The sequence below is a fragment of the Sulfuritalea sp. genome, from assembly GCF_031426875.1.
Classification (GTDB): Bacteria; Pseudomonadota; Gammaproteobacteria; order Burkholderiales; family Rhodocyclaceae; genus Sulfuritalea.
On sequence record NZ_JASJPC010000024.1, the window covers coordinates 60,627 to 81,229 of the forward strand.

Consider the following 20,603-nt stretch of genomic DNA (forward strand, 5'->3'; position numbering starts at 1 on the left):
AGCCGCAATCTACGCGACGATCATGTCATTGCTCGAAGTAGACCGTGTCAGTCATGCCTACGGCAAGCAGGCCGTGGTGCGTGATCTGTCCTTCAATCTGGCGCAGGGTGAGATTGCCTGCCTGCTGGGATCTTCGGGCTGCGGCAAGACCACCATGCTGCGGCTGATCGCGGGCTTCGAAATGCCTGCGGCGGGCAGTATCCGCCTCAATGGCGTGACGATTGCCAGCGAAAAAACCCATATCCCCGCCGAAGCGCGACGCATCGGCATGGTGTTTCAGGATTACGCATTGTTCCCACATCTTTCGGTGGCCGACAACATCGGCTTCGGCCTGCGCGGACAGTCGGCGTCGGCGCGACGCCAACGCGTCGATGAAATGCTGGAACTGATCGGGCTGGCCAAACGCGGCGAACGCTATCCACACGAACTGTCCGGCGGCCAGCAGCAGCGCGTGGCGCTGGCCCGCGCCCTGGCGCCGCAACCGCATCTGCTGCTGCTCGACGAACCCTTCTCCAATCTCGATGTCGAACTGCGCGAACGCCTCTCGCTCGAGGTCCGCGACATCCTCAAGCGCGCCGGCATGGCGGCGATCCTGGTCACCCACGACCAGAACGAAGCCTTCGCCGTCGCCGACATGGTCGGCATCATGCGCGAAGGCCGGATCGAGCAATGGGACACGCCCTACAATCTCTATCACCGCCCGGCCACACGCCACGTTGCCGATTTCATCGGCCAGGGCGTGTTCCTGCCCGGCGAAGTGCTGTCCCGCCAGGTCGTCGAGGTGGAACTGGGCCGGCTCGATTCGGAAGTGCCGATGGAATGCGCTTCGAGCTGCTTCGAGTGCCAGCGCAGCTGCCGGCTCGACGTACTGCTGCGCCCCGACGACGTGATCCACGACGATGCCAGCCAAGTCAAGGCCGAAGTCGTCGCCAAGGCTTTCCGCGGCGCGGAATTTCTCTACACGCTACGCCTCGCGTCCGGCGCGCAGGTACTCTCGCTGGTCCCGTCCCACCACAACCATGCGATAGGCGAAAGCATCGGCATCCGGCTCGATGTCGACCACGTCGTCACCTTTCCACAGGGCCGATGATCCCCTGGCTGCCTGAAGCACACCTGTTCCCACCGGTGGCGACGGCGCTCAGCGAACCCAACGGCCTGCTCGCCGCCGGCGGCGACCTGAGCCCACAGCGGCTGCTCGCCGCATACCGGCGCGGCATCTTCCCCTGGTTCTCGGCCGGCGAACCCCTTCTCTGGTGGAGCCCCGATCCGCGCATGGTGCTGTTTCCCGACGAGCTGAAGATTTCACGCTCGCTGGCGAAAACCCTGCGCAATGCCGACTACGAAGTGCGCCTTGATACCGCCTTCGGCGAGGTGATCCGCGCCTGCGCCCGCAAGCCGCGCGCAGGGCAGTCCGGCACCTGGATCACGCCGGAGATGCAGCAAGCCTATCGCGAGCTGCACCGCCTCGGCCATGCGCACAGCGTGGAAACCTGGATCGACGGCAAACTCGCCGGCGGCCTCTACGGCATCGCCATCGGCCAAGCCTTTTACGGCGAATCGATGTTCGCCGACGCGCGCGATGCCTCGAAAATCGCCCTCGCCCATTTGTGCGCTTACCTCAAACTGCGCGGATTCGGCATAATCGACTGCCAAATGGAAACCAGACATCTCGCCTCGCTCGGCGCCCGCCCCATCCCCCGCTGCGATTTTGCCGCGCGGCTGGAGGCCTTGTGCGCGCACGACGATGCAGCGGGACGCTGGCCGGCGGCGGCGATCGACGGTCATTTCAGGCAACGGCCATGACGCATCTGCGCGACCTGCCGCCGTTTCCGCTGCTGCAGTTCTATGCCACGGCTCCCTACGGCTGCTCCTACCTGCCCGGGCGCATCGCCCGTTCCCAGGTTGCCACACCCACCCACCTGATCGACAGCGCCACCTACAGCGAACTGGTGCGCGCGGGTTTCCGGCGCAGCGGCGTGTTCACCTACCGGCCCTATTGCGATGCCTGCCGCGAATGCCAGCCGGTGCGGCTCAACGTCGCGGAGTTCATACCCAACCGCAGCCAGCGCCGCGCCCTGGCCCAGCATGGCGGGCTCGTCGCGCGCGAATGCAGCCTGACGTTTCGCGAGGAACACTATCAGCTCTACCAGCACTACCAGGCCGCCCGCCACTCGGGCGGCGGCATGGATCAGGACAGCCGCGACCAGTACGCGCACTTCCTGCTGCAGACCCATGTCGACAGCCGCCTGATCGAGTTTCGCGAAAACGGCATCCTGCGCGTGGTCAGCATCATCGACGTGCTCAGCGACGGACTCTCGTCGGTCTATACGTTTTACGACCCCGACATCACCAATGCCAGCTACGGTACATTCGCCATCCTCTGGCAAATTGCGCAGTGCCAGCATGTGGGCCTGCCCTGGCTGTATCTCGGCTACTGGATCCGCGACAGCCGCAAGATGGCCTACAAGTCCCGTTTCCGTCCGCTCGAAGCCCTGCGCCACGGCAAGTGGCAGCCGATCGAGGAATAGCCGCAAGAGTTGCCGTTGGCGAGACGGCGACGACGGCTGAACAGGCTCTCGCCTATCGCGCCGTGGCCGTCTCGCGCCGCCGATAGCCGCGCCAGGCCGGCCAGATCGCCGCGCCGAAGACCAGCACGACCAGCAGCAAGGGCCACAACACCGGACGATTCCACTCGGCGCGGCGCTGCGCGCGCAAAGCCGCATCGATCCGCTGATACTTGAGCGTGTTGTGACCGACCTTGCTCGGCTTGCGGTTGGTCAGCCAGGCATGGCGCAAGGTGTAGTCCTTCGGATGGAAACCCCAGACCCAGGGCGCGTCATGGCGCAGGATATCCGTCATGCGATCGATCAGTTCCTGCCGCTGCGGGCCGCTTTCCATGGCCTTCATGCGCTCGAACAGGCGGTCGTACTCGGAGTTTTCGTAGTTCGCCGCGTTCTCGCCGGTATGCCTGACCTTGCCCTGCTTGCCGTGCAGCAGGAACATGAAGTTCTCGGGATCCGGATAGTCGGCATTCCAGCCGAAATAGAACAGCTGCACCGCGCCCTTGCGTACCTTTTCCTGGAAGCGGTTGTAGTCCGTGCTGCGCACCACCAGTTGCGCGTCGATCTTGGCGAACTGCTTGTTGAGCCAGTCGATGCGGGCCTTGGCGCCGACCCCGGTGGCCGTCGTATCGAGATTGATCACCAGCGGCTCGCCGGTTTTTGCATCACGGCCGTTGGGCCAGCCTGCCTCGGCCAGCAAGCGCCTGGCTTCGGCGATCGGCTTGCGCCGGGCGTGGCCGTCGACCCAGTCGTACATGTGCGGATTGATGCCTGCCGAACCTTCGCGATGACCGAAAATACCCGGCGGGATCGGCCCCTGCGCGGCAACGCCGCGACCGTTCTGGAATATCGAAATGAACTCCTCCTGGTCGATCGCGATGGAAATCGCCTGGCGCAGTTTGCGCGCGGCCTCCGCCGTCTTCGGGTCGGCACCGCCGACCAGCGGATCCAGCCAGTTGAAGCCCATGTAGAAACTCGAAGTCGCCACCGAAGTGGTCAGCACGATGCCCTGCGTCCGCATGTCGTCCGACAGCGTGATCTCGCCGGCGGTGACCTGCACCGCCTGATCGAAAGCATCCGAGGATATTCCAGATGCATCGTAATATCCCTGCAGGAACTTGTTCCAGTAAGGTATCTGTTCCTTCTCGCGGGTGAACACCACCTTGTCGATGAAGGGCAGCGGCTGGCCGCAATCCTTCAGCAAGCCCTCATTCGCATCCTCCGCTTCGCCTTCGCAGGGATAGCTTTCCTGGCGGAAGTTCGGATTTCGCTCCAACACCATGCGCGCGTTCGGATTGTTCTCGGTCAACATGTAGGGACCGGTGCCGATCGGATACCAGTCGAGCGTCAGGTTTTTCTCCGCCATGCCCGGCTGGCTGTGGAACTTGTCGGCTTCCCAGGGCATCGGCGCAAAAAAGGGCATCGCCAGCCAGTAGAGGAACTGCGGATACTTGCCCTTGACCCGAATCCGGTAACGGTAGCGGTCGATCACCTCGGCGCCTTCCAGACGGTGCTCGCGCAAGTCGATCCACGGCTGGTCCTTCGCGGCTTTCAGGCGCTGCGCAAGATCGCCCAAGCCGACCACGTAGTCGTCCATCAGGCCGAAAATCGGCGAATGCAGCCGCGGATGCGCCAGACGCTTGAGGCCGTAGACGTAATCCTCGGCCGTCAGCTCCCGCGTGTCGCGCCGGGAAAAGTCGCTCAGGCTGGCAATGCCGGCCAGTTGCGTGGTCGACAGCGAGTGATAGCTGTAATCGCCGGTCGCCGCGCGAGCGAAGGCCGGGTGCGGCTGGTAGCGGGTACCCGGCTTGAGCGCAATGACATAGTCGGTGAAGGCGATTTTCGCCGGATCGGTGCTGTCGACCAGCTCGCGTCCCTGTGCATCCAGATAACGCGGCAAGGGCACGGCCTCGGCGGTGGCTGCGGTCAGCGCATAGGGCCGCTTGAGATAGTGGTACTGCAGCGGCGGCTCATAGATCTGGCCGGTAAACGTGATCTCGTCCTCGCTGTAGGACTGCACCGGATCGAGATGCTTGGGCCGGTCGGTGAAGGCGCTGTAGAGGATGTTCCTGCCGCGATCCCCCGCCGGATAGGGGTCGTTCCAGGCATCGCCGCAGGCGGCGAGCAGCAGAACCAGAAGGCAGGAGAATACGCGACGCATGACGGCGAGTTTAGCTGATCCGCTATAATCCGCCGTCCGATTCAACCAAGGAAATGCGATGGGATTTCTCGCTGGCAAACGCATTCTGATCACCGGTCTGATCTCCAACCGGTCAATCGCTTACGGCATCGCCAAGGCTTGCCACCGCGAAGGCGCCGATCTGGCCTTCACCTACCAGAACGAACGCGTCCGCGATCGCATGGCCAAATTCGCCGACGAGTTCGGCTCCCAGGCGATCTTCCCCTGCGACGTCGCCGATGACGCGCAGATCGACGCCGTGTTCGCCGAACTTGCCAAGCACTGGGACGGCCTGGACGGCCTCGTGCATTCGATCGCCTTCGCCCCGAATGAAGCGATCGAAGGAGACTTCCTGGAAGGCATCTCGCGCGAGTCCTTCCGCATCGCCCACGACGTCTCCTCCTACAGCTATCCCGCGCTGGCCAAGGCCGCGCGACCGCTGCTGATGAAAGGCAGGAATCCGTCGCTGCTGGCACTGACCTACCTCGGCGCGGTGCGTACCATGCCCAACTACAACACCATGGGCCTGGCCAAGGCCAGCCTCGAAGCCGCGACGCGCTACCTGGCCTTCTGCCTCGGCCCGCAAGGCATCCGCGCCAATGCGCTGTCCGCCGGCCCGATCAAGACCCTGGCCGCCTCGGGCATCGGCAATTTCGGCAAACTGCTGGCCTACAACGCGCACCACGCGCCGCTGCGCCGCAACGTCACGATCGACGAGGTCGGCAATGCCGCCGCCTTCCTGCTGTCCGACCTCGCCAGCGGCATCACCGGCGAAATCCTCTACGTCGATGGCGGCACGCACACCACGGCGATGGGCAACGCCGACCCGCTGCCGGGCTAGACCGCGCGAAGCGGCGGGGAGGAGGCGCTCAGCGCTCTCGCCCCGCCTCGTGCCAGGCCTTCTGCACCGGTGAAAGCAGGTATTCCATCACCGAACGGTGGCCGAGAGATATCTCGGCGGTCGCCTGCATGCCGGCGCCCAGATCGAGACGCTCGCCCTCCGCATCGAGGCTCATGGCCTTGAGCGCCACCAGCGCCTTGTAGGTCAGCGGCTTGGCCGTCTGACGCTCGGCATTGGCCGCGCCGGCCTCCTGTGCAGCGGTGTCCAGCGCATCGGCGCCGACGTGCTCGACCACGCCATCGACCATGCCGTATTTCTGGAACGGAAACGCCGCGAGCTTGACCTTCACCGGCTGGCCGGCGCGGACGAAGCCGATATCCTCGTTCGACACCCGCACCTCGGCCTTGAGCAGCTCATTCTTCGGCACCAGGGTCAGCATCACCGTGCCGGGCTGCACCACCGTGCCGGCTGTGTGGGTCGCCAGATCCTTGACGATGCCGTCCTGCGACGCCCTGAGTTCCAGCAAACCGCGGCGGTGGCTCAGCTTCGCCGCCTCCTGCGACAGCTTCTCGACGCTGCCGTGGATCTCGTTGCGCTCGGTATAAAGCTGTTTGCGCGCATCGGAGTCGATCTGCACCAGCTTGCGCTCCGACTGGGCAATCCCGGCCTGCGCCGATTCGATCAGGTGGTCCTGGGCGCGCAGGTCCTCTTCCTTTTCCAGCCGTTCGCGGCGCTTGTCGCTGACCATCAGCGGCCCGGCGAAGCCCTGTTTCGACAGCTTCTCGAAGGCCTGTTCCTGCTCCTGGTAATGCGGCAGGCTGCCCTCCAGCTTGTGCCTGACCCGTTCCGCCGCGGCCTTTTCGGCGCGGGCCTTGGCCAGCCGCGTGCGCTCTTCGGCCAGTGCCGAGTCCACCGCCGCGCGGTTGGCGCGGTATTGGGCGGTGATTTCCGCCGCCAGCGCCGGCGGGTCAGTCGCCGCGAACAGCAGGGGCGTTCCGTTCAGTTCGGCATCGATGCGCTTCAGGGTCAGGCGTTTCCTGGCCAGATCGAGATCGACCGACGCGGCGTCGGCCTCGGCCGGCAGGGCATCCATGCGCATCAGCACCTGCCCGGCACGCACCGCTTCGCCTTCACGTACCAGGATGTCGAGCACGATGCCGGATTCCGGCGGCTGCACGATCTTGACGTAGCTTTGCGGCACCAGCTTGCCTTCGGCCACGGCGACGATATCCAGCCGCCCGACCACGCTCCAGACCAGCAGGCCCGCCAGCAGACCGGCGAGCGTCAGCACAACGCGCCGCCCCAGTGGATGCGGCGGGCTCTGCTGGATGCGCAGCAGGGGCGCTGCGAAGTCGGACGGATTCGGCTCGACCGTCCCGAACAGCCGCTTGCTCCATTTGGCCATCATGATCCGTGCAGGCGGTCGAAGCCTTCGTGCAGACCTTCGAAGGTTTTCAAAGCCGTGCCGGGAAGACCGATGGGGCCGCGGACGGCGAAACCGCCCGGCCCGGCGGAGGTCAGCGAGAATCCGTCCGCGCGCCCGCCGCCCACGCGACTGCACCAGGCGCCGCCCCAATCATTTTCATCATGGTGTCCGGCCAGCTTGTCGCGCAGGCGGGCCCAGCCCATGGCGTAGTCGATCGGCGAGGCGGACGGGGACGGCGCCGCTTGCTGCTGCCAGGATTGCCAGGCCGCCTCGACCTCGCGCTGACTCAGGAAGGGCCCCGACCCGCTGTGCCAGCCGAATGCGCTATCCCGATCACGCCGGTCATCCTTGCTGTGTCCATTGCTGCCGTGGTGGTCGCGATCCCCATGATCCCCGTGATCCCCGTGATAGGCGGGCTGCGGCGGCAGCGGCATATCGGGCAGGCAGTTCGTCGCCGTCGCGTCGCTGAGCGGCGTCGCCAACGCCGCGGACACCTGCTCCGGCCGAATGTCGGCCAGCGCACCGCTAGCGGCATAGGCGGCCGCGAGGCTGCCGCCGGCGACATCGCCGGTGGCTTCATTGAGCCTGTAGCGCGATGCATCGCTGCCCGGCGTCCAGGAGTCGGTGCGCTTGTTGGCGGCCAGCACGCTGTCGAATGTGCGCACCAGGGCGGCGAAGTCGTAGCGCTCGAAGCTCGTCCCGGTGGCATCCGCCGCCACTTGCAGCGTGGCGATGCTGCGCTTGGCGCTGTGCTTGTACCAGTCGTCGAACTGCAGGGAATCGCCGTTGCCGGCGTCCACGATCAGGTCCTTGCCGTGCTTCTTCAAGCGCAGGTCGCCGACGCGAATGCCGCCACCTAAGGACAAGGTGTCGTTCTGCCCGTCGCCGCCCGTAATGCGGTCCTCGCCGTCACCGCGGTTGAAGGCGATCACGTCGGCACCGCCGTCCAGGCGCAGGCTGTCGTCGCCGCGGCCGCCGGCGAGGAACCCGGCACCGGCGCCATCCTCCAGCGCGTCGTCTCCCGATCCGCCATCCAGCGCATCGAGCCCCGCGCCGCCGAGCAGCCGGTCGTCGCCGGCCAGACCGCGCAGAATGTCGTCCCCCGCCAGTCCGTCGAGACGGTTGTCGCCGCGGTTGCCGACCAGCAGGTTGCCCAGGCCGTTGCCGGTTCCGTCGTAGTCCTCGCCACCGATCAGAGCCAATCCTTCGACCTGATCGGGCAGCGCGTAGTCGTCCGTATCGGCCCATACCGTATCGAAGCCGTCGTCCGTCTCTTCGACAATGCGATCCTTGCGATCGGTCACCAGGTACAGGTCGTTGCCGTCGAGGCCGATCAGCGTGTCGACGCCGGCGCGGCCGTCGAAGACGTCGTCATCGACCGTGCCCGTCAGCGTGTCGGCTTGGCGCGTGCCGACGAAGGTCTGGCCCGGCAGGGTGAGGGCCACGGTCAGCGCCAGCATGCCCGCCGCCGCCGCGCCGCTGCTGTCGGTGGCGATAAGTTGCACGCTGAGCTCACCTGCGTCGCACGGCCCCGGCGTGCCTGACAGCGAGCCGCTGGCCGCGTCCACGCTGAGCCAGTCCGGCAAGGGCGCGCCATCCGCCAGGCTGGCGCTGAAGCTCAGCGTGTCGCGCGCATCAGCATCGACGAACGCACCCGCCGGCAAGTCCCAGGAGAACAGCCTGCCCGCCCTGACCTTGGCCGCGGCGAGCGGTGCCGTCACGAGCGGCGCATCGTTGCTGCCGCTGACGGTGATGTCCAGCGCGCCCTGCACGGTCACTTGCCCGTCGAAGGCGGTGTAAGCGAACTGCTCGCCCAGCGTTTCGTCGGCGCCCAGCGACTGGATGGCAGTGCTGTCGAGTTGATAACTCCAGTCCCCGTTCGCCGCCAGCGTGAGCTGTCCATAGCTGCCGGAGCGCAACCCGCTGTCGGCAACGCCGAGCACGTCGCCGACATCGGGGTCGCGATCGTTTGCCAGCACGTTGCCCGAGGCGGAGGCGGCAAGGTCTTCCGTCACGGCGCCGGCATCGCCGGTCGTCAGCGGTGCGTCGTTGGTGTTGACCACGGTGAGATCGAAGGACTGGGTCGCCACGGCGCCCGCCGTGTCGGTCGCTGTCAGGCTCACGCCAATCGCGCCGACATCGTCGTTGGCCGGCGTGCCGGAGAAGGTCCGCGTTGCAGGATCGAAGCGCAGCCATGCCGGTAAGGGTGCGCCTGTGGTCAGTGATGCAGACAAGGTCAGCGTGTCGCCAACATCATCATCACCAAACGCGTCATCCGGAGCGGTGAATGCAAGCGCCGCGTCTTCTGTCGCCTGCACCGCCGTGATGCCAGCGCCAACTATCGGGGCATCGTTGGTGTTGATGACGCCGAGATCGAAGGACTGGGTCGCCGTGGCGCCCGCGCCATCGGTCGCCGTCAAGGCAACGGTGACCGTGCCGACATCGTCGTTGGCCGGCGTGCCGGAGAAGGTCCGCGTTGCCGGATCGAAGACCAGCCACGCCGGCAATGGGTCGCCATTGTCCAGCGTTGCGGACAGCGACAGCGTATCGCCCGCGTCGACATCACTGAACGCGCCATCTGGAACAACGAATGCGAATGCCGAGTCTTCCATTGCCTGCGCCGCCGTGATGCCAACGCCGACAATTGGCGCGTCGTTGGTGTTGGCGACTGAAATCCGGAAGCTGCTCGATACACTTGTTCCCGCCAGGTCCGTCGCCGTCACCGTCAGGTCGAAGTTACCGACATCCTCGTTTCCCGGTGTCCCGGTAAAGCTCTGCGTCGTTGCGTCGAAGGCGAGCCAGATCGGCAGGGGCGTGCCGTCAGCGCGGCTGGTCGCGTAGCTCAACACATCGCCGGCGAGCGCATCGGCGTCGACAAAGCTGCCGGCGGGAACCGCGAACTCGAAGGCGGCATCTTCCGTCGCAGCCTGGTCGGCAAGCGCCATGGCCACGGTGGGTGGGGTAAGCGAAAGCCGACGCAAGACATCGCCCGCCTGCCACACCGTGCCGTCCGAAAACTCGATCTGCTCCACGGCGTAGCTGCCGGGACCGTTCTCCGCAAAGCGGATGCTGTCGGTATCGGACAGGCTCAGCGTCACCTCGCCGTTATCGCGCGTCACCGTAACCTGCGAAGAAGAAATGCCGGCGTCGAACACGATGCGATCGATGCCAGCCTCATCGTCTATCCGATCATGGCCACCACCCACCACATAGACATAGGCGTCATCGCCATCGCCGCCATTCAGAATATCGTTGCCGCCGCGGCCGGCAAGGATATCGTTGCCCGCGAGCCCCCTGATCGCATCGTCCAGGGATGTTCCCGACAAGGTGTCGTCGCCGCCTGTTCCGGTCGGCGTGAAGCCCAGCGCGTCGATCAGTTCCGCCTTGCTGAGGAAGCTTCCATCGGCGAAGTGGAAGAATTCGATGCCGCCTTCGGCATAGGGATCATCGGGGTCGAAGTCATCGAGGTGGATTTGCTGGCCGGTGGCGTCGACCGTGATCTTCAGCGAGCCGACGCCCAGCGAAATGTCGGCGAGATCGACGCCGTCCAGAATCAGCGTATCCATACCTGCACCATCGACGATGTGTGTGCTCGGGGGACTGCTTCCAACGAAGTAAGTGTCATCGCCAGCGCCGCCATTCAGAAGATTACTCGCCGCCGTGCTGACCAGCAAATCGTTGCCCTCAGTACCGGCGCTACCCGTGACCATCGACAGAAGGGTGGAGCGATTCCACACCGTGCCATCGGCAAATTCGACCTGCGGCAGGGTAGTAAGATCGGCATCGATTGCTATCGAGTCTTCCGTCCCCGCGATGGACAGGACATATTCTGCGTCGAAGGAGAAGCTCACGTCAGCAGGGGCAATTCCAGCGCCAAGCCGGATCAGGTCGCTGCCCACGTCCCGGTTACTGATCCGATCAAACCCGTCGCCGCGGTTGAATACATAGACGTCATCGCCAGCGCCACCACTAAGCCAATCGGAACCCACACCAGCCGTCAAGGTGTCGTTACCGTCAAATCCCTCGATGACATCGCGCAGAGCCGTACCCGTGAGAATATCCGCCGCCGCCGTACCGACGATGTGGCCGGCGACATCGAGCACGAAGTCGTCGCTGGCAATCGCGCCCGCGCGATCGCTGACCGTGACGCGCACGTTCCATAGCCCTGGCGAAGTTGAAGACGGAATGCCGCTGAAGGTACGTGTCGCCGCATCGAATACAAGCCACGCCGGCAGCGGGTCGCCGCTTATCAGCGTCGCGCTCAGCGACAAGTCGTCCCCGGCATCGGCATCAGCAAAGGTATCGGCCGGCAGAGTAAAGCCATACATACGGCCGCTGGTGGCTTCCTGATCGGCAATAGCGCTGCCGACAACCGGGGCGTGATTGGTCACTATCGGCTGCGGTACGCTACCAAAATCTGCCTCTCCAACTACAGCGCGGAGGACATCGGGCTGCATGGCGTCGAGACTGCCGTTGCGAGCATGAGCAGCCGCCAGACTACCGCCGTAGGCCCTGTCCATGCTGCTGCCAAGCGTATGGGCGGCCAATGCATCGCTGGCATTCCACGAGACGATGTTTGGATGCTGCTCCCGGACCGACACGAAGTCGCCCATTGTCGCGCTCAAGTCGAACCACGAGATTTCGTCGCCGATTACCTGCAGTCGAACGGCGGGCCACTGCGACAAGTCCGGCTGTCCATAATTGTTCAGCTCGATTTGGTCGCCTCCGCCAAGATCAAGAACAACGCTGGCTTCGTTCCACCGCAGACTGATATCCGCTGGCGTGATGTCGCCGCCGAGCGACAAGGTAAACGGCTGCGACATGCGCACCACGTCCATGCCGTCGCCGCGATTGAATGCCACGACATCATTGGATGCATCGGTGTCTATCAAGTCGGCACCTGCACCGCCGACAAGAAAGCTTGCGGCAAAGCCGCTCCAAACATAGTCATCTCCGGCTTCGCCCATGAGTGCCCCAATGCCTTCGTAATCCTCGATATCGTCGGCACCGTCGCCTCCGTGAAGGATATCCACACCTGTGCCCGCCTCGATGTAGTCATCACCGGCTCCACCCCAAACTACATCATTGCCACCGAGCGCGTAGACCTCATCATCGCCACCCAGCGAGTCGATCGTTTCGGACTCATCGGTCGCATAGATGATGTCACCGCTTTCGGTAGCCAGCGCCGTGACAACCCGCGCCTCGATTTCACCCGCGTTCCAAAATGTGCCATCCGAGAACTCGACGCGCTTGCCCTTGAAGTCGGAATAGGTCGCGTACCAGTTCATCAATTCAACGTAGTCACTACCGTTGCCGTAATTGAGGTAAATGGAGCCGTATCCCCGCGTCACGATCAAATCGTCAGGCGAGATTGTGTTGGCAAGACTGATGACGTCCACATCGCCAGCAGTCTGTTCGTCCCAAATCCGGTCAAGGCCATCACCAAGTCCGAAGCGATAAGTATCGCTTCCTGATCCGCCATACAACCAATCGTTGCCGGTGCCACCAATTAGCTCATCGTTTCCGCCGTTTGTTGCGACGATGTCATTGCCGGCAAGCGCATCCACCGTCTGAGGGCCATCGCCGCACTGGATATAGTCATCGCCATTGCTACCCCACTGGGCGTGGCCATCAAGGTATGTAGCATCCCAAACCGTGCCATCCGAAAACTCGACCCGCTTGTTTTTTGCAGACATCGAAAACCACCCCTGGAGGACCACCGAATCGTCTCCATAGTGCAGCTTGAGTCCGTCCTGGCTGATCAAGATCGACACGTCGCCCGGCCCAATGTCCGCCGCAAACTGTATGACATCTACAACACCTTCCTCGACAGCATCGTAAATCGTGTCGTTTCCTGAACCGCGACGGAGCAAATACGTATCGCTGCCTGTACCGCCGCTCAAATAGTCTGCTCCGCCCCGTCCATCGATCAAATTGTCCGCTGCATTTCCAGATATTTGATTGACACCGTCATTGCCTGTCCCGGCAGTTGCGTTCGAAGCCAAGTAGAGATTTTCGACGCTAGCCGACAGCGCGTAGCTGACGGTACTCGCAACCGTGTCATAACCGTCTTGCGACGGATCGACGGAGGCTTCGATTACAACATCCTGAGCGCTGTCGACCCTGTAGTAGTCGCCTCCGCTACCGCCGACCATTGTGTCGTTGCCTGCCTGTCCATCGAGATAGTCCGATCCCGCACCCCCGATCAGGACATCACCGCCGGCATTCCCGTAGATGTAGTCAAAGGAATCGCCACCGATCAGGATGTCGCCCTCGGAGGAACCAAATAGCTGATCAAAACCAGCGCCGCCGTTCAATACACGGTTCAACGCGATACCATTCCAATTGCTTCGCGAAATGAGAACATCTTGTCCAACGGTCCCATTCTGGATTCGCGTCAAGCTCATCCAGCGATCTGGATTGTCCGCCTGATAGGTCGGGTTGGCGGCCCGCGCGAGGATATCCCCGATCGAGTAGACCGACCCATCGGCAAACTGAAAGAACTCGACACCGAAACCGTCCGAACTGTTTAGGTCATACCCTTCTTCGGGGCCGACCAACCTTATTCCGCCACCGCCTCCCCACGATATATCGAGCGTCGAATAGGGCCGAGCGGTAGTCTGGTTGTCGACCACCTCGGAATGCCACCAACCGTTTGAGAACCTCAGGCTGTCCAATGTCACACTTGCGTCAAAACGAACGGTATCGGTGCTACCGTGCCCGGCGTCCTCGTTATAGCGGTGCTGGACGTAGCCGTTATTTGGCAGCACCACATTGATACGTGGCACCGCCTCGTCGATTACATCCCAACCAGATTGCTGTCCGACAATCAGAAAGGTATCGTCACCTCCTCCTCCGGCAAGGAAATCGTTGCCCTCGCCACCGGCGAGAACGTCGTCCGCACTCCCGCCAATAAGGGTGTCATCGCCGCTGCCGCCAAACGCCAGGCCCGTTTCGGCGATATTGGAAATGACCAAGTCATTGCCGGCGCCGCCATCGACCAGAACATCCCATTCGAAGTAAAGCACATCGTCACCCGGTCCACCGCGATAGCCCTCGATAAGGTAAGTCTCGTAGTACGTAACGTGGGTTCCCTGAATGCGGTCGGGTAGCGTCAAATTCAGGACTCCCTCGGTGTCGCCGGTAAGATCGATGGCGGCATTCGTTGCGCCGACCAATTGCGAAACCACGTCGGCCAAAGTGGCAGAGTCCTGGGCCCGCGGCAATATGCTGGTCGAGGACGCACTCACACCGGCGGAGAGATTGCCCAGCCAAGTCTTGGCCTCCGCCCACTCGATCATCGCTGGCGCGCTGCCGTCCGTCGGCACGAGCCACGACAAGGGCGTGATGTACTGTCCCAGATAGTAGTAGGAAAGATACTGGTAGCTCGCAGTATTCCAGGTCACCGCAAAGTCAACATCGGTACTGACCTGGGTCCTGCTATAACCTCCGCGCCATGGCTGCTCACCACCGACAGTTTCGCGATAGCCGAAACTGTCGTGATTTTCGCTGTTCGAAAACTCGCCGCTGGCTATGGAGCTGAGGTGTGGAATACGAGTACCGCCGTCGACCAAGACATAGCTCAAACCATCGGCTGCAAGACGATGCTCAATGGTGGATGTAACGTAGACCTGTTGCGATACCGCCGCTCCGAGATAGGAATATCCGGACTTGTATTCGTCGTCCGTCACTTTCTGCCAACTGTCAGGATTTTCGGCATACCATGTGCGCCACGAGTAATTCGAAGCCGCAATCTGGTCGTTCCAAGCGTCGGTAAGCAAATCGCCGGTTCCAGGGGAGGTGGCAATAAAGTCTTCCATGGACTGGGCTGTTCCGTCCGCAGCCTCGAGTTGCCATACCTGGTTGCCGTCGAAATAGTCCTTGATCAGGAAACCCGTATCCGCTCCGCGGACATGAAACCACAGATCGTTGTTGCGGCGATCGGCTCGAAATAGGTCTGCGGTCATGCCTTCCCGCAGCACGATGGTGCTGGTTTCCCCGCCGGCCTCGATCAACGTGTGACGCGCCGATGCCCAATCGTCAAAATAGAACTTGGTCCAATCCACAACATAGCGATCGTGACCCGCCCCTCCCATCAGCGTATCTTCGTTCCAACTCTGGCGTCCGCTACTGAGGGTGTCATCGCCCGCCAGGCCCATGATCGTATCGCTTTCATTGGTTCCGGAGAGGGTATCGTTGCCCGCCGTTCCAAAGATGGGACCCACGACCAGGCCCGAAAGTATCGACATATCGAAAAGCGACCCATCGTCGAAAGCAAACCGTTGAATTACCGGCGTCATGCCACTGGTACCATACCAGTTGGGAATTGAAATGCTGTCGCTTGATTCGCCGATACGGATATGCAAACTCCCGTCAGCGCGGCGGCTGAACACCAGATCGGATTGTGCGATACCGGGACCGAATTCGAGTGTATTTACGCAATCCGGTTGGTCGACCCAATCACCGCTGATCAGGTCTCTACCGTCCCCCCGAGCAAAGTAGTAGGTATCGTTCCCCGCGCCGCCACCAAGCGTATCGTCGCCCGCTCCGCCGGTGAGGGTGTCCTGACCATCGCCACCACTGAGATTATCATCCCCCGCGCCGCCGACAATGCGGTCGGTAACATTAGTCCCTTCGATTGTGTCCGCACCCTCGCTGCCCGCCAGATCGAAGCCATTGGCCATCAACGCGTCGTAACCGAGTGTCGAGCCATCGTCGAACTCGATGCGATCGAAAGGGCGCTGCGAAAACACGTCATTCCGACTGAAGTTCTCGAAGTGAATCACGTCATTGACATCCGGCCCGACCTGGATCGCCAGCGAGCCAAGTCCAAGCCTCAAATCGTCCGCCGTGACACCGGACAAGCGCAGGACATTACCGTTACTGGCACTGGTGGCAGTCGTTGTCACGCGGTCAGTGCCATCGCCCACCGTGTACAGAATCGCGTTGTCACTACCCTGCACAGTGATCAGGTCGTTTCCAGCTCCACCGGAAACCCGTGCACGGCCCCCTGTGGCAACGATGGTATCGCCTTGCGTGCCGCCAACCAGCGTGGCATCGGCCACTCCGGATGTAAGCGAAATCGGCTCGCGCCATGTCCTGCCGATGAACTGCGCATAGCTATAGCTGCTGCCATCAGCCAACTCAAAGCGCTCAATTACGCCGTTGGCCCCGTTCTTGATGCCCAGCCGATCGCTGCCGATCTCGAGCAGGAGATCGCTGCCATTGACCCGCAACGCGCGAATGTTGCCCAGCTCGATACCGGCGCCAAAGCGCAGCGTATCCGTGCCGGATACATCCGTAATCCCTTCGACAAACGTCGCCCCTACCGGCGCATCCCCGAGTGCAACAACGTAGATGTCGTCGCCCGTGCCACCATGCAGAATATCGGTGCCGGCACCGCCGATCAGCGTGTCGTTACCACCATATCCCTGCAAGATGTCGTTATCAGCGCCACCATCGAGCAGGTCGTTGCCCTGGCTGGCAGCGGGGGCATTGTCGGCGTCGCCCCCCAATATGTCGTCACCGATCCCACCAAGCAAGGTATCGTTGCCGCCGTCACCTTGCATGCGGTCGTTGCCACCACCGCCATCGAGGAAATCGTTCCCTGTCAGGTCGAGCTGGATGATTCCACCGATCTCGCCACCGTCGCCCTCCATATAGTCGTCGCCCTCGCCGCCCAGGAGGCTGTCGTCGCCCCCGTAGCCGTACAGCGAGTCGTTGCCGTCTCCCCCGTCCAGGGTATCGGCGCCGTGGTAGTCCACGGCAAGATCGTCGGCATCGCCAACCAGTTCATCGTCACCCGTACCGCCGACCAGCGTGTCCGCGTCACCCCCGCCAAACAGGCGATCATTTCCGTCCTCGCCGTCCAGATAATCGCTGCCTTGGTAGCCGGCAGCCACATCACTCCCGTCTCCCATCAACTCGTCATTGCCACTGCCACCCCAGAGCTCGTCGCTACCCCCTGTGCCAAAAAGTATGTCGTTGCCGTCCTCGCCGTCGAGGTAGTCATTGCCGTGCAGACTTGCTGAAATCAGCGGGTTGTCGCCGACGATCCGATCATCATCGGCACCGCCAAACAATGCATCTCCCCCCTCTTCTCCCCACATTTCATCCTTGCCCTCGCCGCCGTCGAGGTAGTCGGAGCCATCGCCCCCGAGCATGTAGTCGTTGCCGCTGCCGCCATCGAGGTGGTCCGATCCGCGGCTCCCTTCCATCAGGTCGTTGCCGGCCCCGCCATACAAGGCATCGGCCACTTCGACGGTGCCGGCCGAGGTCAGCAGATCAGCATTGCCCCAGCCCCAGGACACAACCCGTTGCGTGTCGGGATCGCGGTTCACCGTGGCCTGCCAGTCCGCGCTGACGATTTGTGTCGCGCGACTGCCGAGCAGCATGTCATCACCCGCCCCGCCGTACAGAACGTCGGCGCCCTCGCCGCCGAGCAGCATGTCATTGCCGCCCTCGCCCGCCAGGATGTCATCGCCCGCACCGCCATCGAGCCAGTCGCCGCGCAGGCCCGTTGCGCTCTGGGTTTCGCCTTGTGCGTAGAGCTGATCCAACGCCACCGCGTCTTCGGCGTAGAGCGTGTCGTCGTCCGCTTCGCCCTGGAGGATGTCGCTGCCGCTGCCGCCGAGAATCCGGTCGTCGCCGGCGCCGGCCAGGACGCGGTCATCATCGGTGCCGCCCTCGATGCTGTCGTCGCCGCCATTGCCCCGCAGAGTGTCGTTGCCGGCGTAGCCGCGTATCTGGTCGCCGTTGCCGCTGCCGTTGAGGCTGTCGTCGCGGCTTGGCCCGCCGAGAGTGCCGGTAAGGTTGCCCAGCGCGTCGACCTGGTTGTACTTGACGTCCCTCGATGCGATGCCGGCGATGTTGCCGTCGGCGTCATACTGGAAGGTGGTGTCGAGCACCTGGATATTGCGCCAGGTGGGGTCGTAGGTGATGACGCCGCCGACGGCGGCGACGGTGGCGGTGTACTCGGTGAGATTGAGGTCGCCGTCGATGCTGCTGCGGCTCGGGGTGGTGGCGGGGCTGCCGGCCAGGGCCAGGCCGAGTTCGCCGCTGGCCCAGTCCTGCAGGATGATGCGGGCGCCGGCGGGGTCGATGATGACGAGACTGCCGCGCGCGCCTTCGGCGCCGATGTAGCGGAATTCCAGGGTCGGATTGTCCGGATGGCGGTAGAGGTTGCGGGTTACCTTGTCCTGGGTCAGCGTGCCGGAGAGCGTGCTGCCGTTGTAGATGATGCTGCCCTGGCCGTCGCTGCCGTCCGCCCCGCCAGCGTCCAGGATGGTGTCGAGGCCACCATTCTTGTCGATGCGGTAGGTGTCGGTGCCCAGACCGCCACGCAGGGTGTCGTTGCCGGTGCCGCCGACCAGGGTGTCGGCGCCTTGGCCGCCGCGTAGCGCATCGTTGCCTTCATTGCCTTCCAGCCAGTCGTCAACAGCGCCTCCGGTGAGATTGTCATCACCGGCGCCGCCATAGAAATGCACTTTGTCGCCGCGGGTGTGGGTGAAGTTGATGGAGTCGTTTTGCTCGGTGCCAAAGATGACGCCGACCTGGGGCAAGGTGTTCGGTCCGAAGTCGAGCTTGCGCGTCAGATCCTTGTAGGCGGTGTTGCCGGAGATGAGTTTGTCCGCACTGTCCTGAAGGTTCTTGTCGATCACGGTCTTGAGCAGGCCCGCTCGGTCTTCGATCCATTGCGGGGTGAGCCTGCCCAGTGTCCCTTCTTCGGTATCCGCGTTGAACAGGTCGAGTTCGTGGTTCAGGTTGAACTTGCCGTAGAGACTATCGTCGCCGAGGACGACGAAGGGGTTGAGTTCCTTCAGGGCATAGCGGGTGGCGAGGGCGTCCGGGTTGTTGGCGGCGGATTGGAGATCGGCGGCGCTGAGGGTGGTGAGGGAGACGATGTTTCGCTGAGGCTGTGGACCGCTGTTGAGTTCCGTGCTGATGGCATTGAGAGCTTGGTAGAACTTCTCTCGTTGATCCGGCTTCCACCAGGTGTTGCCTTCGTTCAGGCCCGTCAATTCAAGCGCCGTGTAGTTCTTGCCAAGGAACAGCTTGCCCAAGGCATTGACCACCGTTTCCAGGGTGTCGCCTTCGGCGATTCCCTGTCGCCCGGCTTGGGTCTGGGCCTTGCTCGTAGTGAATGCCTGGAACAGCTTGCCGATGTCACCCGGCCTGGTCGCAAGTGTCGGGTCGATGCGGGCGAGCGTATCCATCACCGACAGCGCATCCATCAGCAGCACCAGACTGTGGGTGTCGCCGAAGTCGTTCGCACTGTAGCTGGGACCCAGCAACTTGACACCGGCATTGACGAAGGACGTAATGGCGCTGGTAATCGGAGCGATGCCTCGGTAGCCCGGCTGATCTTCGATGAACAACGGGATGCTCTGTCCATAGTGCACCTGCGAGTTGGCCACCATGGATGCGGCGATCGCGGCGTCCATCTCGGTACCGACGATGTCGATCTGGTTCGCCAGCGGGCTGCCCGCCCCCATGGTCTTGGCAATGAAGGCATTTTCTATACTGGCTACATTGCTCAGCGCCGATGTGCTGAAATCGCGGGCAGTAACCAGGACGGCTAACTGGTAGTCGAGCGATTCAGCGGCGATGGCGAGACGGGTGACGTCTTGGTGATCTAAGTACGTGTCCTTGATGTTGGCAGGATTTTGGATGCCCTCAGTGCTGCCCGAGGTAAGCCCAGGGGCGCGGTGGGCTTCGCCATAGACAGCGAGAGCACGACTCAATGCCTCGTTCAGAAGAGTGTAGTCAGCCAGCGTGGCGGGCGTGAATTGTCGGCCACCACTGACAAAGGAAGCATACAAGTTACTCACCATGCCGGACGACGGAACGCCATTATTGGCATAGATTGCGGACTTCATCGATAGGTACGCGACGTTGCCGGCGTCAGTTTGCAACAAACGCCCCAAACCAGTTTCCTCTGCATCGGCGCGAAGCCCGTTGAAGGTCTGCACCATCCGCAGCAACTCGACGCGCATGCTTTGCAGATCGTTGGCACTGCCGATCTTGCCAACCCCGGCGCCGTTGAAGGTGACGACCTGCTGCGCTGCACCCTGATGCATGAGGTTGAAGGCGGTGGCGAGGTGGCCGCCGAGGCTGTAGCCGGTGACGCTCAAGGGACCGTCGATCTTGCCCGCCGACTGGAGCGACTGGTACCACGTCTCCATGTCGGAGAGTTGGCCGAAAGCGAAGCCTTTTTCCTTGATCTCCAGCTTGTTGGCGGCTTCGCTGTCGCGCGCGGAGTCGTCGATGAATTCGGTGCTGCGGAAGGACAGGACGAGTTCGTTGGTGAACCGGTTCTTGAACAACGTTCCGGAAAATCCCGTCGTGGTATTCGAGATGTGTTCGACGACGGTCCAGTCGGTGGTGAGTCTGGACAGAGCAATTTCGGTCGGGGTGAATTTGCTGGCGTGCTCGTTTCCAGTGGTGAGGTTGTCAGGGTCGAGTGCCTCATTCTGACGAAGCGCTCCGGGGACTAGATTTGCGCCTGATTTGGTCGCGTCATAGTTATACAGCGCCTCGGCCGCCATCTGCAGGTTGGCAAATTTCAGGTAGTCGGCAATCGTAAGTGTGGGCATT

General features: G+C 62.8%; 7 protein-coding genes. 4 read left to right on the forward strand and 3 right to left on the reverse strand.

Annotated elements, in window-relative coordinates; translation table 11 throughout:
• The first annotated feature begins 22 nt into the window (after positions 1–22).
• The 3 genes from RMO95_RS11495 to RMO95_RS11505 are packed head-to-tail and all read left to right on the forward strand — an operon-like array spanning position 23 to position 2,528.
• Positions 23–1,090 carry an ABC transporter ATP-binding protein gene (locus RMO95_RS11495; protein ID WP_310450772.1) on the forward strand — a complete coding sequence of 356 codons (1,068 nt, stop codon included), beginning with the start codon at positions 23–25 and terminating at the stop codon, positions 1,088–1,090.
• The gene (gene aat, locus RMO95_RS11500) at positions 1,087–1,803 is read left to right on the forward strand and encodes a leucyl/phenylalanyl-tRNA--protein transferase (protein ID WP_310450773.1); all 717 of its coding nucleotides are present in this window, start codon (positions 1,087–1,089) and stop codon (positions 1,801–1,803) included. Before RMO95_RS11495 ends, aat begins: the two co-directional genes overlap by 4 nt.
• Positions 1,800–2,528 (forward strand): arginyltransferase, encoded by a 729-nt coding sequence (locus RMO95_RS11505; protein ID WP_310450774.1) that lies wholly within the window; start codon positions 1,800–1,802, stop codon positions 2,526–2,528. Before aat ends, RMO95_RS11505 begins: the two co-directional genes overlap by 4 nt.
• Positions 2,529–2,580: 52 nt before the next feature.
• Here RMO95_RS11505 and RMO95_RS11510 read toward each other — a convergent pair whose 3' ends face one another.
• A complete protein-coding gene (locus tag RMO95_RS11510; protein WP_310450775.1) occupies positions 2,581–4,722 on the reverse strand; it encodes an ABC transporter substrate-binding protein in 2,142 nt (713 codons plus the stop codon).
• A gap of 58 nt (positions 4,723–4,780) precedes the next feature.
• Between RMO95_RS11510 and fabI the strand changes: the two genes are divergently transcribed.
• Positions 4,781–5,581 carry an enoyl-ACP reductase FabI gene (gene fabI / locus RMO95_RS11515; RefSeq protein WP_310450776.1) on the forward strand — a complete coding sequence of 267 codons (801 nt, stop codon included), beginning with the start codon at positions 4,781–4,783 and terminating at the stop codon, positions 5,579–5,581.
• Positions 5,582–5,609: 28 nt separating this feature from the next.
• Here the strand turns inward: fabI and RMO95_RS11520 are convergent, their stop codons facing one another.
• Entirely contained in the window at positions 5,610–6,989 is a 1,380-nt protein-coding gene (locus RMO95_RS11520) for an HlyD family type I secretion periplasmic adaptor subunit (RefSeq protein WP_310450777.1), read from the reverse strand.
• Complete coding sequence (locus tag RMO95_RS11525; RefSeq protein WP_310450778.1) at positions 6,986–20,602, reverse strand: putative Ig domain-containing protein; 13,617 nt, start codon at positions 20,600–20,602, stop codon at positions 6,986–6,988. Before RMO95_RS11525 ends, RMO95_RS11520 begins: the two co-directional genes overlap by 4 nt.
• Position 20,603 lies beyond the last annotated feature (1 nt).

What these genes read in the sequence shown, in the direction of transcription:
- RMO95_RS11495 (WP_310450772.1), top strand. Translation starts at nt 23, where the DNA reads ATGTCATTGCTCGAAGTAGACCGTGTCAGTCATGCCTACGGCAAGCAG.
- aat (WP_310450773.1), top strand. Translation starts at nt 1,087, where the DNA reads ATGATCCCCTGGCTGCCTGAAGCACACCTGTTCCCACCGGTGGCGACG.
- RMO95_RS11505 (WP_310450774.1), top strand. Translation starts at nt 1,800, where the DNA reads ATGACGCATCTGCGCGACCTGCCGCCGTTTCCGCTGCTGCAGTTCTAT.
- RMO95_RS11510 (WP_310450775.1), bottom strand. Translation starts at nt 4,722, where the DNA reads ATGCGTCGCGTATTCTCCTGCCTTCTGGTTCTGCTGCTCGCCGCCTGC.
- fabI (WP_310450776.1), top strand. Translation starts at nt 4,781, where the DNA reads ATGGGATTTCTCGCTGGCAAACGCATTCTGATCACCGGTCTGATCTCC.
- RMO95_RS11520 (WP_310450777.1), bottom strand. Translation starts at nt 6,989, where the DNA reads ATGATGGCCAAATGGAGCAAGCGGCTGTTCGGGACGGTCGAGCCGAAT.
- RMO95_RS11525 (WP_310450778.1), bottom strand. Translation starts at nt 20,602, where the DNA reads ATGCCCACACTTACGATTGCCGACTACCTGAAATTTGCCAACCTGCAG.